Consider the following 19708-nt stretch of genomic DNA (forward strand, 5'->3'; position numbering starts at 1 on the left):
TGTGGCTCCGGGTGATGTGTTCCGGCTGCGTTAACGTGCGGACGGACCGCTTCCGTCGCCGTCGCGGAACGCTTGCTCCGGTTCGGCGCGCAAGTGGTAGCGGCGTTCGGCGTAGACCAGGTCGTCGCGCCACAGGCGGGCGGCGGTGTGGCGCATGAGAGGGCGCAGCAGGGGTGCTACGCGGCGGGCGGCGCGGAATCCCGGGCGGGGCGAGTCGGCGACAACCGCTTCGATGATGCGGGTGCGAGGTCGTCCGTCGAGGCCGAATCCCACAGGGGTGGCGTGGGTTTCGACGACGCTGCCCGCGCCCTCCCCCGCGACGATGCGCATGACGATGGTGCGCGGGTCGGGACAGGTGAATTCGGCTTCCACGGGCACGCCCAGGCGCTTGGTGACGCGGAAGGTGACGGCCACGAGGAACCGGTGATCGTTGTGCGCCGCAGGGGTTTCGGTGACGTCGAGCCGGGTGAAGGAGTACGGGTGGAACCACGCGCCGTGCCACGGGTCTAGCCGGTTGGCGATGACGTCGGCGGGTTCGCACACGCCGGTCAGCTCGGCCACCGCGTGCACCCTGGTCTCGGCCGGGCGCTCGGCGAGAATCGGTGCGTCGGTGGGGGTTTCGCCGCCGACGGCGTCCAAGCGCACCCAGACCAGCACGCCGTCGTCGTAGCACGGGAACGGCTGCCAGCGGGGCGTGCGGCACCCGTCGAGGCGCAGCCCGTGCCAGCGGCACACCAGCGCGCCGTCGCGCACCCGCGCGGTGGCCAGGTCGGCGCCCAGGTGCGGGCACGCGCCGGGCCCGGCGCGCAGCGTGCCGCGGGTGTCCCGCCACGCGACGACCTCCACACCCGCGACGGTGGCGCCGAACGGACGCCCCGCCGTGATGTCGCGGGCGGCGGCGAGGACGTACCAGTTCCCGGACGGGCGGCGCAGCACCGCGGACAGCGCGGCGTCGATCAGGCCGGGCCGGGCCTGCGCGTAGGTCGGCCGCTGTTCGGACCAGGTCTGCGGCGAGAACCGTTGCAACGGAATAGATTCCCGCCACCGGGTGGATTTGCGTCGTGCGGATGTCACGACTGCCTCCTTCGGTTCGCGAACGTGCGCAGCACTCGGGAGCGCCCTTCGGTCGGCACCGTCTGCAACGGGTGCCCGGCCGCGCCCCACCGACTCAGCAGGACGTTGGCCGCGGTCCATCCGGTGGTGGCGGCGCGTTCCATGAGGGCGACCGGCAGATCGATGCGAATGCCGTCCCCGGCGAGGACGAGGTGCGGGTCGGGGGTGCGGACGCCGGGTCGCCGCGCGAAGTCGCCGGGAGCGAAGCGCGGGCAGTCCTGTTTCCACACCGTCGCCTCGCCGACGATCCTCGCCCGCGCTGTTTCGGGATAGAGCGCGTGCAGCCGGGCCAGCATCCGCGCCCGCAGGGCCGCGGAGGGCGCGGCGTCGGTCACGGCGTAGGCGTGGAGTTCGACGACGCTGCCCCCGTGGCGGCGCGCCCACCGCGCGGCCTGTTCTTCGTACCGGTCGAGGACGCTGATGTTGTCGACGGGACTCAGCCCGCCGGTCGCGACGAACGCGGCGCGCTCGGCGCGCACCGGCCGGTCGAGCCACAGCCGGTGCACCAGAAACGGTGGGGCCGTGGCCAATTCGGCGACACGTGACCGCCAGGTCGGATCGCCGAGCGACGGTGAGCGCGCGACGATCGCGCGCAGGCCGGGAACGTCGGCGGCCAGCACGACGCCGTCGGCGTCCAGGGTCGCGCCCGTGGTGTCGTGCAGCCGGAAGCCGCGGGTCTCGTGCCGGTCGATGCCCGCCACGGTGACGCCGGTGTGGACCGTGACGCCGCCCGGCCGGTCCGGGGTGGGCGGGCCGGTCAGGTGCTCGCGCAGCGGTTCCCACAGCGCGGTGTCGAAGTTGTCGTCGGCGACGTCGAACAGCAGTCCCTCGCTGGAGCCGAGGAAGTAGATGTGGAACATGGCGGCGAGTTCGGCGGCGGACATCTGCCGCGGGTGGGCGAAGAAGCTGCGCGAGAACACCTCGAACGCCAGATGCCGTGCGGCGTCGGGGAATCGGATCCGCCGCAGGAAGGTTTCGGCGTCGCAGTCGTCGAGCCGGGCGTAGATGCCGGGGACCGACACCGCGGCCAGCGGGGCCGCCGCGCGCGCGTCGATCCGGGCCAGGTCGCGCAGCCGGAAGGTCGGGCTGCGCAGCGCGAACGCGAGCGCGTTCCACGGCGGGGTGCGGGGCAGGTGCCGGAAGGTGTCGCGCCGGCCCGCGGCGTCGATCAGCGGATAGTCCTCGACCGGTCGCAGGCGGCGCAGGCCGGGATCGCCGCGCGACAACAGCTTTCGCAGGTTGTAGTACTGCCGGAAGAACGCGTGGAAGCCGCGGTTCATCGCCACGGTGCCGCCGTCGTCGAGGCGCAGACTCCAGCCGCCGACCCGGCCGCCGAGGTAGCGCTCGCGCTCGATCAGCTCGACCGTGACGCCGCGTTCGGCCAGCCCGGTGGCCGCGGCCAGTCCGGCGATGCCCGCGCCGACCACGGCGACGCGCGGCGACCGGCCCGCCGCGGTCAGATCGTGGCTGCCGGGGGCGGCGGGGTGCCGGACCCGGCGGGGATCGGTCCCGATCGGCGCCAGGCCGTGGTGGGCGAGGGTGGTCATCGGCGGGACCGGAGGGTGCGCACGAGGCCGCGGCCGCCCACCACCGCGCGGCGCACGGTGCCGACGCGGGCGCGGTGGGCGAAGACGTCGAAGTCGAGGGCCTCGATCCGGTCGAGGATTTCCGAGTACAGGGTGAGCGCGGCGGCGACGCACGGACGCGAGCGCGGCGCGAGCAGCGCGATGCCGGCCCGGGCGTAGGCGTAGATCTCCCGGGTGTGCGCGTGCTGGGCGACCAGGGCGCGGCGGACTCGCAGATCGGTGCGGCGGTGTGCCTGGCACCAGTGCAGCAGGTCGCGGTCGACGCCGTGGGCGGCCAGTTCGTCGGCGGGCAGGTACACCCGGTCGCGGGTGAGGTCCTCGTTCACGTCGCGCAGGAAGTTCGTGAGCTGGAAGGCCTTCCCGAGCGCCGCGGCGTACGGGGCGGCCTCCTCGGCCGCGGTCACCGTGCCGAGCACCGGAAGTACTTGCAGCCCGATGACTTCCGCGGAGCCGTACACGTACCGGTCGAGGCTCGCGCGGTCCGGATAGTCGGTCACGGTGAGGTCCATGCGCATCGAGGTCAGGAACGACTCGAACAGCGGCGCGGGGATGCGGTAGGACCGGGCGGTGTGCAGTACCGCGGGCAGCACCGGGTCGGCCTCGGCGTCGCCGGCGCGGAAGCGGTCGGCGAGGGCGTCCAGGCGGGCCGCGCGTTCGGCGGCCGGGCGGGCCGGGTCGATCTCGTCGAGGATGTCGTCGGCGCGGCGCGCGAAGCCGTAGAGCGCGTGGACCGCCGGGCGCTGGTCGGGCGCCAGCAGCCGGGTGGCGAGGAAGAAGGTCTTGCCGTGCCGGGCGTTGAGGGCCCGGCAGGCGCGGTAGGAGCGGTGCAGGTCGGGATCGGCGGGACTCTCGAGCGCAAAGACGTTACGCAACATGGTGTTCCGATCGACTGGCGGGTTGTGGGTGCGGGGACGCGGGCCGGCGGGCGGGTCGTCCGGTGATCCGGTCGGCGGCCAGTCGGCCGGAGAGCAGCACGGGCGGGATGCCGACGCCCGGGACGGTGCTGCCGCCGGCGAGCACGGCGTTGTCCAGGCCGCGAATCATGTTGGCGGGCCGGAACGGACCCGTCTGCGCGAAGGTGTGCGCCAGCGCGAACGGGCTGCCGGCCAGCATGCCCCGGCGAGCCCAGTCGGCCGGGGTGGTCACCCGCAGCACCTCGACGTCGCGCAGCGGGGCCGGTAGCCGCTCCTGCACCGCGGCGAGCATCTCCTGGGCGTAGGCGGGGCCGTAGCGGTCCCAATTGATCGGCCCGCGAACGAGATTGGGGACCGGCGCGAGCACGTACAGCTGGTCGCGGCCGGGCGGCGCGAGCGTCGGGTCGCTCGCGGTGGGCCGGGTCACCAGCAGCGACGGGTCGCTCATCACGCGGCCGTCGGTGATGATGTCGCGGAACGCCTCGTCCCAGGCGCGGCCGAACAGCAGCGAATGGTGTGCCATCTCCGGGGCGGGCGCACAGCCGAGATGCACGACGACCGCCGAGGGCGCGGCGACCGGGCGCAGCGGGCGGCGGGACCGATGTCCCAGCAGCGCATAGGTTTCCGCCAGCTCCGTGGTGCACACGAGCGCGTCGCACGGAACCCGGTCGCCCGCGGCGGTGACGACGGCGCGCACCCGGGATCCGCTGCGCTCCACCGCTGTGACGGTGGTGTCGTACCGGATGTCGACCCCGGCGTCGGTGGCCGCGGCGGCGAGGGCGTCGGGCAGCGCGCGCATGCCGCCGCGCGGGTGCCAGACGCCGCCGATGGTGTCCATGTAGGCGATCACGGCGTAGGCGGCCAGCGCGCGGGCGGGCGCGACCCCGGCGTAGAGGGACTGAAAGGTGAAGACGCGCCGCAGATCCGGGTCCGACAGGTGCGTGGCGACCGCGCGGTCCCAGCGGCGGAAGCCGCCGAGGGCGGCGAGCCGGGCCAGCGCCGGGGTCAGCAGCGACAGGGGCGAGTCGAAGTCGGCGGCGATGAATTCGTCGAACTCGGCGCGGTACAGCCGGGTCAGCCAGGCCCGCAGCCGGCGGTAGCCGTCCGCCTGCCCGGCGCCGGCGAACGCGGTGATCGCGGCGGCCATCCGCTCGGTGTCGGAATGGACCTCGAGCTGCCGTCCGTCGGCGTAGTGCGCGCGGTAGGCGGGCTCGATCGGGACGAGCGGCAGCCGGTCGCCCATGCTCGCGCCGACCGCGGCGAACACCTCCTCGACCAGGTGCGGCATGGTCAGCACGGTCGGGCCGGTGTCGAGCCGATAGCCGCGGACGTCGGCCCGCCCGGCGCGGCCGCCGGGCACCGGCTCGCGTTCCAGCACGGTGACCGCGCGCCCGCGGCCCGCCAGGTGCAGGGCCGCCGACAGACCGGCCAGCCCGGCACCGAGGACGACGACGTGGTCGCTCGGACCGGTGATCGTGCGCATGACGCTCCTTCCTCACACCTGGCGCGCGGCGCAGCTCAGCGCCAGGCCGTCGAGCAGATCGCGGACCGCGGCGGGCAGCGCGGCGGTCGCGGCGCGGGCCTCGGCGAGGCGGTCGCCGATCATGGCCTCGATCCGGCGCGGCGCACCGGTCGCGGCGATCAGCGTGCGCAGGCGCGCGGCGGCGGCCTCGTCCACGGCCGGCGCGGCCAGCAATGCGCTCAGTTCGCGGCGTTCGGCGGGCCCGGCGAGTTGCGTGGCCGTGACGACGACGGTGGTCGCCTTGTGCTGGGCCAGGTCGCCGTCGGCGGGTTTGCCGGTGGCCTCGGTGCCGAACACGCCCAGCAGGTCGTCGCGGAGCTGGAAGGCCTCCCCCACCACGCGTCCGTATCGGTCCAGCGCGGACAGCGTGGACTCGTCGCAACCGGCCATGGCCGCGCCGAGTTCGAGCGGGCGGCGCACGGTGTAGTTGCCCGACTTGGCGCGGGCCACCGCCAGCACCTGGTCCAGGGCGGGTTCGGCGCGGGCGTCGTTCAACAGGTCGGCGAACTGCCCGAGGGCCAGTTCGACCCGCATCGCGTCGTAGCGGGGCCACATCCGGTGCAGGCGTTCCGCGCCGATTCCGCTGTCGCGCAGCATCGCATCGGCCCAGACCAGGCAGATGTCGGCGAGCAGGACGGCCGCCGATTCGCCGAAACGCGCGGCGTCGCCGGGGAGGTCGAGATCCCCGTGCTGCCCGGCGAAGTCGACGTGGCCGGCGGGTGCGGCGCGGCGGAAAGTCGCCTCGTCCATCACGTCGTCCTGGAGCAGGGCGAAGGCGTGCACCAGTTCCAGCGCCGCGGCGGCCCGCAGCGCCGCGGCGTCCGGGGGCGCGCCGCACAGCCAGCCGACGTACATGAACGTCGAGCGCAGGCATTTCCCGCCCGTCACGTAGCGGCGGGCGATGTCGTCGAGCGCGACCCCGCGCACGACGCCGAGGCGGTGCGCGCGCAGGAAGACGTCGAGTTCGCCGAGCACCCCGGCCCGTGTCTCGGCCTGCCAGCGGGCGACGTCCGTCGCGCGGCCGGGGTGATCGCCGAGAGCCGCTGCGCCGCAACGTGTTCGGATGGATTCGTCGGCGGCGGTGCTCATCGGCACTCCCCGCCTCGGCGCAGCGGACGCGGCCGCGAGAACTCGGCTTCCGGTCGCGCTTTAGGAAGCGCGCGAGCGGGTATCGCGCTGACGGCCAGTGGACAACGGCTCATGCGGGCGACCCTTCCTCGGCGACTTTCCCCGAGGCTACCGCAAACGATGCACAAATGATGCACCGACGGGGTCGTCGAGTTACCAGTACTCGTGGCGCTTCCCGTCGGTGTCGGCGAGGAAGACGACGGCGTCGACGCCGGACAGGGCGGCCGGGGTGAGCGGGATGTGGCCCCGGACGATCGGTTCTCCCGCCGCCAGTCCCGGTGGGAGCGCGGCGCGCAGGGCCGGTGCCGGGAAGAGGGTGCGGCGGGTGGTCGCCTCGGCCAAGGCGTGCTGGAGTGTGCCCGGCTCGCTGACCGGGGCGGCGTCGGCGACGACGACGAGGTAGCGGCCGTCGAGGGCCGGGGCGACGAGCGCGCCGGCGCTGCACCAGTGCGCGTCCTCCGGGCCGACCCACATGGTGGACGGCTCGAGCTGGAGGTGCACATTGTGCGCGAAGACCAGGCTCGGGCCGCGATCGCGCTCCTCGGCGCGAATCGCGAGGAGGTTGTCGGCCATCATCTCCGAACGCAGGCTCAGCAGCGTCGCGATGCGGTCGGGCGCTGGGCGGGCCATGGCCGCGTGGTAGCGCAGCAAACTCTGCGCGGTGCGCGCGTGGGCGGCCGCGCGGTCGTATCCGGACGGGTCGGCACGGCGCAGGACCGGTGCCGCGCGGCGCAGCGCACTGGCAAGGTCGTCGGCGAGCAGGCGCAGGGTGCGGGCGCGGGCGGAGTCGCCCAGGGACAGGGCGGGGTCGTACGCCGCGGCCTCGTTCGACCACTCCGCGTCGTCGCCGAGCAATTCGTCCAGGTCGCCGATTGAGTCCGGGCGCAGGGCCGCGGGCAGGAACTCGGCCACGTGGGAGAGCGCGCGGCGCGGGCTGGGCGCGGAGGTGTTCTCGGTGGGCGCGTCGAAGCCGTAGAAGCGGACGCGGTCCGCGGGCGGGCGGCCGCTATTGTGCGCGCGCAGCCATTCCACGAGTGCGCGATTGCCGGGCACGTTCCCGAAATGGTGGCTGAAGCCGGTCGCGAGCACCGTCTCGATATCCGCCGGGGCCCCGGCCACGTAGTCGTCGACCAGCGCGGCGGCGAAATAGTCGATCTCGAGCACGATCGAGCGGTATCCGCGGTCGACCAGGTGCGCCAGAATGTCGTTGCGCAGCAACGGGAATGCCTCGATGCCGTGGGTCGGTTCGCCGAGCGCGAGGAGCACGGGCGGCTCGGCGCGCGCGGCGAGCAGGTCGTCGATCGCGCGGCGCAGATCCGCCGGATCGTCGAGGCGGCGGCCGATCTCGCGCAGTGCTGCGGCAGTGGACATGGGAAACCCCTTCTGTAGAAGAACCACCCTCGACGGTATCGTTGAAGATTCGAGTGAAACTTCGGCGAATTCGACCTGCCATCGGGAACGGAAAGCCTCAAACGGAGGTGTGCGCTGCGGCCCATCGACCTCGCCCGCGAGCACGGCTTGTCCGCGCAGGCGATCCGGAATTACGACGACGCGGGTGTCCTCCCGCCGACCGCGCGCACCGCGAGTGGTTACCGGCACTACACGCCCTTGCACGCGCAGGCGCTGCGCGCTTTCCTCGCTCTGCGGCGCGGGCACGGGCACCAGCGGGCGACCGAGATCATGTGCGCGATCCACGCGGGCGACACCGAATCCGCCTTCCGCCTGCTCGACGCCGCGCACGCCGCGCTACTGACCGAGCGCGGCACCCGCACGGAGGTCGCCGCCGCCCTGAACGACCTGTCCACCACGATCCCGACCGCACTGCACGGAAGGCCGTTGACCGTAGGCGAACTCGCGCGGCGGCTCGGGCTGCATCCGGCGACGCTGCGCATCTGGGAGACGCACGGCATCCTGCGTCCCGACCGCGACCGGGCCACCGGCTATCGCCACTACGGACCGGAGTGCGTGCGCGACGCGGAGATCGCGCGGCAACTGCGCCGCGGCGGGTCTCCCCTGCCGCAGGTCGCTCGATTCGTCGAGGCGCTGCGCGCGGCGGGCGGCGCGGACGCGTTGCGCGCCTTCCTCGACGCCTGGCAGGAACGCCTGACGGCCCGGGGCCGCGCCCTACTCGCGGGGGCGGCCCAGCTCGACGGGTATCTCACGATGCGCGAGCAGACCTCCGCACCGGACGGCGACTGACACCGGGCGTCACCGACTTCGCTTGCGCCTCAATGGGTCTCGCTGAATGTCCGGCGGTAGGCGCCGGGCGTGGTGCCGAGCCGGTCGCGGAAGCGGCGGCGCAGGTTGACCGCCGAGGCGAGCCCGACGCGGGTGGCGACGGCCTCCACGGGAAGGTTGGTCTGCTCCAACAGGATTCGCGCCGCGTCGAGCCGCTGGCCGAGCAGCCACTGCCCCGGGCTGGTGCCGAGCTGGTCGCCGAAGCGCCGAGCCAGAGTGCGGGTGGTGAGTCCGGCACGGGCGGCGAGGCGGTCGACGGTCAGCCGGCTGTCCAGGTGCGCGGTCGCCCATTCCAGGAGCGGGGCCAGCGACTCGTCGGCGCGCGGCGGCTCGGGCCGCGTCGCGTACTGGAGCTGGCTGCCGGACCGGTGCGGAGGCAGCACCATGTTCCGCGCGATCCGCGCGGCGTGCGCGGCGCCGTGGTCGGCGCGGACCAGGTGCAGGCACAGGTCGACGGCCGCGCCGGTGCCCGCGCTGGTCGCCACGTCGCCGTGGTCGATGTAGAGCACGTCCGGATCCACCTCCACCTCCGGGAAGGTGGCCGCCAGCAGCGCGGTGTGCCGCCAGTGGGTGGTGGCGCGGCGGCCGTCGAGCAGTCCCGCCCGCGCCAGGACGAACGCGCCCGTGCACAGGGCGGCGAGGCGCGCGCCGCGCCGGTGGGCCGACCGCAGCGCGGCGAGAACGGCAGGCGGCACCGCGCCGCCGGGCGGCTGCCACCCGGGGATGATCACCGTGTCGGCCCGCTCCAGCGCCTCGAGCGCGTCGTCCACGAGCATCGAGTAACCGGCGGTGGTGCGCAGCGGGCCGGGGCGCTCGGCGCAGACCCGGAAGTCGTACCGGGCGGGCACGCCCGGGCGCTCGGTGCCGAAAACCTCGGCGGCACAACCCAGTTCGAACGGCGACTGCGGCGCGTTGACCAGGGCCACCACCTGATGACGACGCATGGCAGAAATATACCCCAGGATGTCTTTCCGGACTCTGGGCGCGGGCGGGATCGGCGGCCACGGTGGTCGCATGGGTGACATCGGGAACGCAGAGGTGCGCAGGACCACGGTCCGGGTCGGCGGCGAGCAGGCCAGTTTTCTCACCGTCGACGGCGACGGGCCGGTGGTGTTGCTGCTGCACGGGACGTATTGGAGCCGGGTCTGGCTGCCGGTGCTGCGGCCGCTCGCGGCGGCGGGGCTGCGGCCGGTCGCGGTCGACTTCCCCGGGCTGGGGCGCTCGGGCGGCGAACTCACCCCCGACACCGCCACCGTGCCCGCCCTCGCCGAGTGGGTGACGGGATTCGTTCGCGCGCTGGGGCTTTCGACGCCGATCGCGGTGGCCGGTCACGATATCGGCGGTGCCGTCGCCCAGCATCTGGTCGCCCGCGAAATGCTGGCGATGCGGGCGCTCGCCCTGGTCAACTCGGTCGCCTACGATTCCTGGCCCGCGCCGCATGTGGCACGCTTCCGTGACCCGTCAACCGCGGCACTCACCGCCGACGACATGCTCGCCGCCCGCCGGCGCGCGGTGACGACGGATCTCGCCGGGGCGGCCACCGAGGCGCTGATCACCGACTACCTGTCGCCGTGGACCGACGCGCGGGTGCGCCGCTCCTGGCTGGCCATGGTGCGCGCGGCCGAGAGCCGCTACACCCTCGACCTCGTGCCCGCGCTACGGCGGTCCGCCACGCCGAAGCTGCTGGTCTGGGGCGAGGACGACCGGTTCGAAAAGGTCGAGTACGCCGAGAGATTCGCCGCGGAGATGCCGAACGCGACGCTGGTGCGGATTCCGCGCGCCGCGCACATTCCCACGGAGAACGATCCCGCCCGGGTGGCCCGCGCGCTCGTCGACTTCTTCACGTCGCGACGCGCGGGCGCCTAGCTCGGCTCGCTACGGCGTGTAGCGCAGGATCGCCGCGGCGGCGGCCCCGCCGGGCACGTCGTCGGCGCGCACCGCGAAGACCCGTCCGTCGGCCTGGATCACCCGTCGGCAGATCTCGTCCACGACGCCGGGCGCGCCGGCCGCCGACTCCTCGGCGAAGGTGATGTCGCCGCCGTCGGACACCGAACCCGCCACCGTCACATCGATATCCGCCAGCAGCGTGTCCACCATGCCGAAGGTGGCGGCGCGGGCGATGTCCGACAGGTCGGTGGCGGCCCGGCCCTCGCCGCGCCGCCGCTCGAACAGGTCGCGCAGGTTCGCGAGTTCGGCGGCGTAGTGCTTGTCGAGCACCGTGCGCGCCCGCGCGCCCAGGTCGGCGTCGGAGACCTCCTCGGGGTTGCCCGGCAGCGAATCCGTCAGCAGCATCGGGTAGCTGTTGACCGAGCGGTACAGCGAGTCGATCGGTTCGGTCGCGGCCAGGATCAACGGCACGTCCCGGCCGGCCAGCACGTCGCGCAGTTGCCGGTCGACGGCCCGCGCGTACTGCCGCACGCGCAGCTTGCGGCCCTCGGTGCCCTGCACGCGGCCCTTGGGCGCGCGGCCGCTCAGCGACGCCTTGCGCGCGTGGTCGGCGGCGCTGCCCGGCAGCCCCGGCACCCGGAACTCCTCGGCGCCGCCGTCGGCGTCCACCTCGACCAGCCGCACCGAGCCCTCCGCCAGCGCCAGCACGAACGCCGTCTGCGGGAACGTGGTGGCCCGCAGCAGCGGCTTGGTGTGGAACCGGTCGCCGACGAAGACGCCCGCGGGCAGCCGATTCGGCACCCGGTAGGTCCGCATCCGGGCCGGAGTCGCCAGCACCACAAGGGAATTGGACTGGAAACGCCAGAAGTCCTCGTCGTCGATCAGGTCGTCGAATTCCTCCCGCAGCACCTCGCGCGCCGACCGATCCTCGACTCGATCCACCGCCTCGCGCGCCTGGTTGGAGAACGCGATCCGATTGCTGTCGGGCTGCGCCGTGTCGGTCTCGGTCGGGGTGTAGATCGACACGCTCCAGGGCGCGTCCTCCCCCACCAGCGCCTGCACCTCGCCGCGGGTAGGGATGTCGGTGTGCAACATCTGCCCTCCATGCCTAGTGCCGTTGAGCTCGTGCCTCACTGCGTCGATCTGTCCCGACAATACCCCGCAGGCGTTGTCAGCGAATATTCAGCAACGATCAGTGGGCGGCGGCACGCGTGTTCATTAGGCACGCATCGGGGCCGTCCCTTCGACACCGCGGTCGCGGCGGATCCGGCCCAGCAGTGCGAGGCGACTCGGTGACCCGGCCGGTTCGGCGGGACGGGCCAGTCCGACCAGCTGGGCGGCGAGTACCAGGAAGATCCCGGCCAGCTGGGCGGGCCGCAGGCTCTCGTGGGCGAGGGTCCAGCCGAGCGTGGTGGCGACGACCGGGCCGAGCAGCATGAGCCGCGACGCCGTGGTGGCGGGGACGCCGCGGTAGAGGCCGCCGAAGAACAGCGCGAAGGCGAGGGCCGTCGCGCCCGCCGACAGCCAGATCGTCGCGCTCAGCTGGCCGAGGCTCAATCGTGGTGGCGCGCCGTCGATCAGGGCCGCGATCGGCAGCAGCAGCAATCCGCCCGCGATCATCTGCCAGGCCGTGGCGCCGAGCGGATGGACGCCGGGCGGCGCGCCCCAGCGGCGGGTCAGCACCATCCCGGTGGCCGAGAGCAGCGCCAGCCCGGCCGAGGCGCCGACACCCAGCGCGTCGAACGCCGCCTCGCCCTCGAAGACCAGCAGCGCCACGCCCGCCAGCCCGATCGGCGGCACCCAGAAGTCCCGGCTGCCGACACGCTGCCCGAGCAGGATCAGCAGCACCGGCACCACCAGGCACTGGGCCGCGGAGACCGTCGCGACCACGGCACCGGGCAGCCGGTGCGCGGCCAGCGCTTGCAACGCGAAGAACCCGCCGAAGTTCAACGCGCCCAGCAACATCGAGCGCCACCACCACACGCCGCGCGGCAGCGCGGGACGCAACGCGAGCAGCAGCGCCCCCGCGGGCAGCACCCGGTAGACCGCGTTCCACACCGGCGTGCCGGGCAGATAGGCGGTCGCCAGGAACGCGGTGCCGAACAGACACGGCCCGACCGCCGCCGACAACACCGCCGCCTCCCGCGGCAACTCGATCCGCCCACCCGCGACCGCCGTCGCGGCGCGGACACCGGGCGTCACCGCGACACCGCCGCATCGAGTTCGCGGAGGGGTTCGGTGGCGGCGGGTGCGGAGGGTGACACAGGTACGGGTGGCGGGCCCGCGGGGGTGGCGGGTGCGGTGGCGGTTAGTGTTGCGCGGCCGGTGTTTCCGCGGGTGAGTAGTGCGGTCAGGGGGGTGGGGTCGGCGCGGAGGGCGTGGGCCGCGGTGTGTAGGTCGGTGGCGAATTCGGTGAGGACCGCGGCGATCTCGTCGGCGTTGGCGCGCAGGATGTCGGTCCACAGGCGGGCGTTGCCCGCCGCGATTCGGGTCGTGTCGCGGATGCCCGCGCCGCACAGGGCGAGGGTGGTGGCGTCCGCATCGGCGAGGCGGGCCGCGAGCAGCGCCGAGATCAGGTGCGGCACATGGGATGTGCGCGCTACCACGCGATCGTGCTCGGCGGCCGTGAGGACGACCGGGCGGGCGCCGAGGCGGGTGATCAGGTCCGCGACCGCCCGCACCGTGTCGGGGTGGGTCCGGGCGTCCGGTGTGAGCACCCACGTCCGGTCGTCGAACAGGCCGGGGGTGGCCGCTTCGGGTCCCGACCGCTCACCACCGGCCATCGGGTGGCCGCCCACATAGGTGGCCAGGTCGCAGCCGAGCAGCGCCGCCGCCCGCGCGGGGCCGGATTTCACGCCCGCCACATCGGTGTACAGACGCGACAGTCCCTCGGCCTGGCAGTCGGCGAGCACCGTCGCGACGGCGGCCGGCGGTACGGCGATCACCGTGAGGTCGACGGGAACCGTTGGGAGCCCGGCGATTCCCGCACCACGGCACGCCGCCGCGCGCACCGCGGCCGGATCGATGTCGTGCAGGTGCACGACCACTCCGCGCCGGCGCAGCGCCAAGGCCACCGAGGTGCCGATCAACCCGCAGCCGATCACGGCGACCGTCCGTATGGCGCCGCCGCCGGAGTGTCTTCGCCCGGTATCGGAAGACACGGTACGCGCAGTGGTAACGCCGAAGCTGGTTTCTCTGATATTCATCGCGAGCCTCATCTTTGCGATGCATTTCCGGACGCATGACCACATCCGGACGCGGGCAAATGTACGCCGCCGCGCGAACGCCGGTCAACGGTTCCGGCAAAGCACGCGGAAACGATTCCGGAATTACCTATCGATACCTATGGGTACCTATATCAGGTCGTCTCCTAGGTATACTGACGGCACGCGCCGACAATCCTCTCTCCCGCTTGCCAGGCCCGCGTGCCCCCGTTACAGTCCAGACTGGGTGACCACCGGGCAAACCCGATGCGACCAGGGCATGTGCCCCGAGTGGCCCACCTCAGAGTGCGTGGCAATCCTCGCCGTCCCCGTTCCCCGACCCTTCACCCGATGGCAGGGTTCCGCAATGAGAAGTAATTCCGCACAGCGCCGCGACGCCGTGGAAATCACCCGACAGGCGTTGCTCGCTCGACTCGGCCGATTCCTCCCCGAACCGGAATATCGCGCATTCTTCGCCTGGGCGCTGTCCGCGGACAATCCACACAACGACCTGTTCACCCGGAACATCGCGTTGACGCAGCTGGGGAATCTCACCGCGGAATTGCTGGCCGGCCTGTCCGATACCGCGGAATGGCCGATTCTGCTCCGGCACGCCGTGCCGGTGAATCTTTATCAGATATTCGAGGTGGTGTCCGACAATCTCGGCATCGGCCTGGCCGAGCCCGGCGCGCGACCGGCGGTGCGCGACCTGCTGCTGGACTTCGACGCGGTCGCCGCCGACGACCTGCGTCGCCCGTCCGCGCGGCCGGTGCCGGAACTCCTCGCGCCGCTGCGTGCGCGGTGCGCGCGAATCTCGAGCTTCGAACAGAGCCTGACCGCCCCCTACCAGCGCAAGATCACCGAGTGCTACCGCGCCCAGCGAGCGCGCGAGATCCCTTCGCACGCACTCGAATACAGCGTATGGAGCGGCCTGGTGGCCAACCTCGTCGCCGGGCGCGACGTGCTGACGGCGATCGCGGGCACGGCCGGCGAGCGGGCCGTGCGGGCGGCCACCCTCGAGCGCTACACCGCCGTGGACCGGACCGTCCGCCACCTCGATCGCACCCGTGCGGAACTGCTCGACACCGGCAGCAGGGCCATCCTCGTCACCGCGACCCTCGGCTATTTCGCGACCGTCTTCGGCGAGCTGTCCGGCACCGACCGCGGCTACCTCGCGGCCCTGCGGGACGGCTCGCTGACGGCCGCCTTCGAGACGGCCGCGGTGCTGGTGCGGCTCCAGAACGACGTCGGCACGACGCTGCTGCGCGCGACCTCCGCCGAGCGCGCCGACCTGCTCACCTCGGTGCGGCGACGCTACGGCACCACCGCCGCGAGCGCCCTGCCGGTGCTGTCCCGCGCGGCCGACGAACCGGCACTGAACCGTTTCCGGAAAGACCTCGCGCACAACGAGTTCAACATCTGCCTGGGCACGCTGCGCACCGCCGCCGACGTCGCCGAGGGCTTCGAGATCCTGCGGGACGACCTCGACTACTTCGCCGGGCACTACGCCCGGCTGCGGCGCGAACTCGAGCAGCGGCTCACCGATCTCGAACGGCGACTGCGGGATCGGCGCGGCATCGAACTCACGCGCCGCTTCGTCGACTTCCACGAGGACCTGTACGCCCACCGCTACGACACCCTGGCCGGCGACTATGCGATCTGACAGCTTCCGCGCGATTCCGTATGCGCCGCACCGCTTTCCGGTCCTGGGCCATGCGCCGGTGCTGCTGCGCCGGCCGCTGCCGTTCCTCCGGTCGCTCACCGACGCCGGGCCGGTGGTGCGCCTGCGGCTCGGCCCCACCTCCGCGTACCTGGTCACCGACCCGGCACTGGTGCGGCGCGTGCTGGTGGCCGACGCCGCGCGGTACACCAAGGGCCTGCACTATCGGAAACTCGCCGCGCTGCTGGGCAATTCGCTGTCCACCACCGACGGCCGCCACCACCGCGAACGCCGCCGGCTGCTGCAACCGGCCTTCCACCACCGCCATCTCCCCCGCTACGCCGACCTCATCCGCGAATCCACCCTGGAGCTGGCCGACGGCTGGCGCGCCGGTGCGGTGATCGCGATCGACGACGCCATGCGCGAACTCTCGCTCACCGTGGCGGCCCGGACGCTGTGCTCGGCCGCGCCGAGCGCGCACGCGATCGAGACCATCCGCCGCGACCTGCCCACCGTCCTGCGCGGCGTGGCGTGGCGGGTGCTGATCTCCGCGCCGGTTCTCGAACGGCTGCCGCTGCCGGCGAATCGGCGGTTCACGGCGGCCAACCGGCGGCTGCGGCAGGTCGTCGCGGACCTGGTCGCCCACTATCGGTCCGCGGGCCTCGACCACGGCGACCTGCTGTCGCTGCTGCTGGCCGCACGCGACCCGGACACCGGCGCCGGGCTGACCGACGACGAGATCCGCGACGAGCTGGTCAACCTGCTGTTCGCCGGCACCGAGACGACCGGCAACGCGATGGCCTGGCTGTGGCACGCGGTCGCGGCGCACCCCGGCGTCGCGGATCGGCTGCGGGACGAAGCACGCGACGGCTCCGGCGAGTACGCGCAGCGCGTCGCGCGGGAGACGCTGCGGCTGTATCCGCCGCCGTGGCTGGTGTCCCGGCAGACCCGCGCCGCGACCGAACTCGGTGGCCACCTGCTCCCGGCGGGCGCGCACGTCCTGTTCAGTCCCTATGCGCTGCAACGACATCCGGACCACTTCCCGGACCCCGACGTCTTCGACCCGGACCGCTGGCTGCCCGGCCGCCGGGCCGAGATGTCCAGGACCGCCTTCCTGGCCTTCGGCGCGGGACCGCAGAACTGCGTGGGCGAAGGCCTCGCCATGCTCGAGATCACCACGGTCGCAACGACTCTCGCCGCACGATTCCGGCTCGTGCCCGTCGCCCCCACCGCGCCGAAGGTGTCCGCGACGCTGACCCCGGACCGGCTGCGCATGCGCGTCACGCCCTGGTAGCGGCGCCCGGCCGTCAGAAGCGCGGAATCGCTTTGGAGGGTGTGAGTTTGACGTTTCCGGTCCAGTACTCGGAGTTGGCCATGACCTGCAAGACTTCCGAGGCGCGGGGCAGGTTTCCGGCGTGTGCGGCGGTGAGGTATTGCTGGGCGAGGTGGGGCATGATGAACCGGTTCATCAGCTGGCCGCGTTCCTGGCTCCAGCCTTCGAATTCGACCGGCAGCGGATAGTCGGGGTTGGATTGCACGACATTGCCGCTCGCGTCGCGGGTGATGCGGCTGCCACCGGCGAGGGCTTGGATGCCGCGGATCTTGTCGCGGGTCGGGGCGGCGAAGTAGTCGTGCAGGTAATCGAGTTCTTCGCGGGTGAGTTCGTTCTCGTGGACGTGGTCGATGTAGCGGCGGTTGGCCAGGCGGTGCGCGGTCTGCTGGAACAGGGCCATATTGGCCGGAGACGTACCGAGTTTGAGCACGGCCAGTGACGCGGCGGCCTCGCCGATGTATTTGTCGCCGTCCCACACGCTGGGCGCGAAGTTCTCCCGGTAGTTGTAGGCACGAATGGCGTCGGTGACCATGGCCTCATCCGTGAAACCGGCATCGATCATCGCGGCGCCCACGTCGCTCAGCGACCCGCCCCGGTTCAGTACGCGGTCCACGGCGGCGGCCGCACTGCGCGGCGTGTGCTGATTGCCGTGTTCGCGCACCGCCGACCGGGCCGCCTCCATCAGCTGGCCGCGGGTCCGGTACTGATTGAGCATCCACCCGTTCTCGTGGACCGCCGCATTCGCCCGCCACATGCCGACCTCGGCGCGATTGCGCAGGCGCGAATTCGGGTCGAAAGGATTTCTGCGGAAACCGAAGAGCACTCCCGCGATCGGATTGTTGTTCACGGTGTTGACCGCCGCCAGGGTCGCCAGCAGACCGGGCGACAGGGCGTGGCCGGTCCCCGCGGAAGAACCCATTCCCAGCGCGGTGGCGCCCCCGCCTCCTCCGCCGCCTTTGCCGTTCGGGCCTTGCATGGCCAGCGCGAACCGGTTGGCGATCCACTCGTTGCCCTTGTCCAGCCCCGCGGCCAGGCGCTTCAACTGCAGGATCGCCACCACCTCCACGATCGCGCCCAGCACCAGCACTACCGTCACCTGGCCACCGGCCTGCTCGAACAACTTCCCCAGAAACAACGCGTACACCGCCAGGAAAATCGTGTACGCCGTCATCCGCGCCCCCGACACCAACCCGTCCACCAGATTCCGCGCCAGAAACGTCTGCGTCGGCCCGTACACGAAACCACCCGCGGTGAAACCGAACACCGCCATGAACCCGTGATAGACCGCATCCAACGCCGCCCACACGATCTTCACCGCCAGATACGCCCCGAAGCACAACATGATCGCCGCGCACACCAGCAACACCAACCCCGAACCGATCTGCCCCATACTCGGATTCGACGCTTTCCGATACGCGGCCATATCCCCGCACGCCCGCAATCCGTCGATCACCCGGCTCGTGTCCCCGGCCGTCACCGATCCCGACCACGCCGCCGCACACCGCGGTGACTGATCGATCACGTGCCCGAAGTTCCACACCTGCACCGGACGTCGCGCGAAATTGTCCGCGAGATTCCCCTGCATCCCCGCCATCAAGCGGTCCGGGTCGGGATTGGAATCACCCCCGAGCCCCGCCGCGACGGCCACGCCCACATTCCGGCCCTGTGCGAGCAATCCGTCCGAGGACAATACTTCCGCCAGCGGATGCGCCAGGAACAACGGGCCGATCACGGCGACGGCCAGCATGGTCACCACCTGGATCGTCGCCTTGGAATAGAAGCCGCGTAAGACGAACCAGGCCACGAAGAACGCACCGATTCCCGCCGCCGTCACCAACAGGAGCGGCGTCGCGATCTGTCCCGTCAGCGCCTCGCCGACCCCCGACAGTGCCCGTCCGAAAGGATCGAGCCACCGGAAACCCAACGCGAATCCGATCAACCACACCGCCGTGGTCACGATCACCATGTAGCCGACGAATTCCAGGCCGAGCACCGCCGCGACCACCGTCTTCAGCGGGCTGAACAAACTCCCGTGATCGGTCGCGAACACGTAATCGGTCAATCGTGTCCCGGCGGAATCCCGAACGTCCATCCAGCTCAACGCGTCGATACCCGCACCCCCGCCCGACCCGGACGTCGCCGCCGACGCCGACTGCGCCCACGCCACCGCACCCAGCACACCCGGAAAGACCACGAACGCGCCCACCAGCACCGCGCACCAGAACACCCTGCGCCGCAAAGCGGAAGCACCGACCCACTCCCGCCCGCGCCGGAACCACGCCCGCGGCAACCACTTCCGCGCATCCCAGAACGCCATCTCCACAGCGCTCCACGCGCGGGGAACTCCGCGGGAACCGTCGGCCGCCACGCCGGTCGTCGGTCCTGGTGATCGCAGCACTGTCGTCATGGGTTCCTGGTCGTCGCAGCGGAACACCGCCGGGGGTTCCGGCGGTGCCAAACCAGGAAAGTTATGTCGTCCCGCGCGCGAGCGACAGCAATAGGACCAGCGTGATCGGAATTGCGGAACGGCTAGGGGGCGAACCGGTTCCACCGCGCGACAGCACGCTGCCCGGCGCGGTCGGCGCTCGCCTCGCCCGGGGTGATGAGCGGCGTGGAGCGCGGGCGCCCGGGGCGGTCGCGCAGCCGGAGCGCGGCCAGCGCGCCGTCCACCGTCGAGCGGATCGACAGCCGCGCGGTGCGCGGGTCGCCGCAGGCCAGGCGCGCCAGCCGGGAACGCCTGGTGACCAGGCAGATCTCGACGCCCTCGCGCAGCGCGTCGGCGGCGTCCTCGGCCAAGGCGGTCAGCGTGCGCAGCGACAGGAATCGCAGCTCGGTGGCATCGACGATCACCGCGCCGCCCGCGGACTTCGCCGCGACCACGGCCGTGCGCACCTGCCGGCGCCACAGCGGCAGCGTGAACGCGTCGGCCTCACCGCTCGTCGCCAGCAGCACGACGTCGCCGCGGCGAAGCAACCGGCAGGACAACTGGTCGCCGGGCGACCGCGCGGGGCCGGCGGAGAAATGGGAATGAGAGCTGGCAATGGGATTCATCATGCTCCCCCGAATCGGGACGGAATGTATTCTCCGGCATCGCGGTCAGGGTCCGCAATCATTCGGCAAACCC

16 protein-coding genes are annotated in these 19708 nt (G+C 72.4%); 4 read left to right on the top strand and 12 right to left on the bottom strand.

Annotation, left to right across the window (positions count from 1 at the left end):
• Positions 1–30: 30 nt before the first annotated feature.
• From IU476_RS05655 to IU476_RS05680, 6 genes are all read right to left on the bottom strand, one after another.
• Entirely contained in the window at positions 31–1074 is a 1044-nt protein-coding gene (locus tag IU476_RS05655) for a Rieske (2Fe-2S) protein (protein WP_195097172.1), read from the bottom strand.
• Positions 1071–2660 carry an FAD-dependent oxidoreductase gene (locus IU476_RS05660; protein ID WP_195097174.1) on the bottom strand — a complete coding sequence of 530 codons (1590 nt, stop codon included), beginning with the start codon at positions 2658–2660 and terminating at the stop codon, positions 1071–1073. The genes IU476_RS05655 and IU476_RS05660 overlap by 4 nt, the downstream gene beginning before the upstream one ends.
• The gene (locus tag IU476_RS05665; RefSeq protein WP_195097176.1) at positions 2657–3574 is read right to left on the bottom strand and encodes a phytoene/squalene synthase family protein; all 918 of its coding nucleotides are present in this window, start codon (positions 3572–3574) and stop codon (positions 2657–2659) included. The genes IU476_RS05660 and IU476_RS05665 overlap by 4 nt, the downstream gene beginning before the upstream one ends.
• Positions 3564–5096, bottom strand: coding sequence for a phytoene desaturase family protein (gene crtI, locus IU476_RS05670; RefSeq protein WP_195097178.1), 1533 nt, complete (start codon positions 5094–5096; stop codon positions 3564–3566). The genes IU476_RS05665 and crtI overlap by 11 nt, the downstream gene beginning before the upstream one ends.
• A 12-nt stretch (positions 5097–5108) precedes the next feature.
• Complete coding sequence (locus IU476_RS05675; RefSeq protein ID WP_195097179.1) at positions 5109–6224, bottom strand: polyprenyl synthetase family protein; 1116 nt, start codon at positions 6222–6224, stop codon at positions 5109–5111.
• 192 nt (positions 6225–6416) lie between these two features.
• Entirely contained in the window at positions 6417–7634 is a 1218-nt protein-coding gene (locus IU476_RS05680) for an erythromycin esterase family protein (protein WP_195097180.1), read from the bottom strand.
• 114 nt (positions 7635–7748) lie between these two features.
• Between IU476_RS05680 and IU476_RS05685 the strand changes: the two genes are divergently transcribed.
• Positions 7749–8462, top strand: a complete 714-nt coding sequence (locus tag IU476_RS05685; protein ID WP_195097555.1) for a TioE family transcriptional regulator — start codon at positions 7749–7751, stop codon at positions 8460–8462.
• A gap of 29 nt (positions 8463–8491) precedes the next feature.
• Here IU476_RS05685 and IU476_RS05690 read toward each other — a convergent pair whose 3' ends face one another.
• A complete protein-coding gene (locus IU476_RS05690; protein ID WP_195097181.1) occupies positions 8492–9445 on the bottom strand; it encodes a helix-turn-helix domain-containing protein in 954 nt (317 codons plus the stop codon).
• 70 nt (positions 9446–9515) lie between these two features.
• On the opposite strand from IU476_RS05690, the gene IU476_RS05695 reads away from it, so the two are divergent.
• Positions 9516–10367, top strand: coding sequence for an alpha/beta fold hydrolase (locus tag IU476_RS05695; RefSeq protein ID WP_228823011.1), 852 nt, complete (start codon positions 9516–9518; stop codon positions 10365–10367).
• A gap of 9 nt (positions 10368–10376) precedes the next feature.
• Here the strand turns inward: IU476_RS05695 and IU476_RS05700 are convergent, their stop codons facing one another.
• From IU476_RS05700 to IU476_RS05710, 3 genes are all read right to left on the bottom strand, one after another.
• On the bottom strand, positions 10377–11483 hold the full coding sequence (locus IU476_RS05700) for a baeRF11 domain-containing protein (RefSeq protein WP_195097183.1): 1107 nt from the start codon (positions 11481–11483) through the stop codon (positions 10377–10379).
• Between the two features lie 123 nt (positions 11484–11606).
• Positions 11607–12590 (bottom strand): EamA family transporter, encoded by a 984-nt coding sequence (locus IU476_RS36715; RefSeq protein WP_195097184.1) that lies wholly within the window; start codon positions 12588–12590, stop codon positions 11607–11609.
• Positions 12587–13549: a prephenate dehydrogenase gene (locus IU476_RS05710; protein WP_324193883.1), complete on the bottom strand. Its 963-nt coding sequence runs from the start codon at positions 13547–13549 to the stop codon at positions 12587–12589. Before IU476_RS05710 ends, IU476_RS36715 begins: the two co-directional genes overlap by 4 nt.
• A 409-nt stretch (positions 13550–13958) precedes the next feature.
• Between IU476_RS05710 and IU476_RS05715 the strand changes: the two genes are divergently transcribed.
• Together IU476_RS05715 and IU476_RS05720 are read left to right on the top strand one after the other, a co-directional pair.
• Positions 13959–15254: a hypothetical protein gene (locus IU476_RS05715; protein WP_195097186.1), complete on the top strand. Its 1296-nt coding sequence runs from the start codon at positions 13959–13961 to the stop codon at positions 15252–15254.
• Positions 15244–16545, top strand: coding sequence for a cytochrome P450 (locus IU476_RS05720; RefSeq protein ID WP_195097188.1), 1302 nt, complete (start codon positions 15244–15246; stop codon positions 16543–16545). Before IU476_RS05715 ends, IU476_RS05720 begins: the two co-directional genes overlap by 11 nt.
• A 13-nt stretch (positions 16546–16558) precedes the next feature.
• On the opposite strand, the gene IU476_RS05725 is transcribed toward IU476_RS05720, so the two are convergent.
• Both IU476_RS05725 and IU476_RS05730 read right to left on the bottom strand, forming a co-directional pair.
• Positions 16559–19135 carry a hypothetical protein gene (locus tag IU476_RS05725; protein ID WP_195097190.1) on the bottom strand — a complete coding sequence of 859 codons (2577 nt, stop codon included), beginning with the start codon at positions 19133–19135 and terminating at the stop codon, positions 16559–16561.
• Positions 19114–19638 (bottom strand): STAS domain-containing protein, encoded by a 525-nt coding sequence (locus tag IU476_RS05730; RefSeq protein ID WP_195097192.1) that lies wholly within the window; start codon positions 19636–19638, stop codon positions 19114–19116. The genes IU476_RS05725 and IU476_RS05730 overlap by 22 nt, the downstream gene beginning before the upstream one ends.
• Between the last annotated feature and the right edge of the window lie 70 nt (positions 19639–19708).

The sequence above is a fragment of the Nocardia blacklockiae genome (genome assembly GCF_015477355.1).
GTDB classification, from domain to species: domain Bacteria; phylum Actinomycetota; class Actinomycetes; order Mycobacteriales; family Mycobacteriaceae; genus Nocardia; species Nocardia blacklockiae.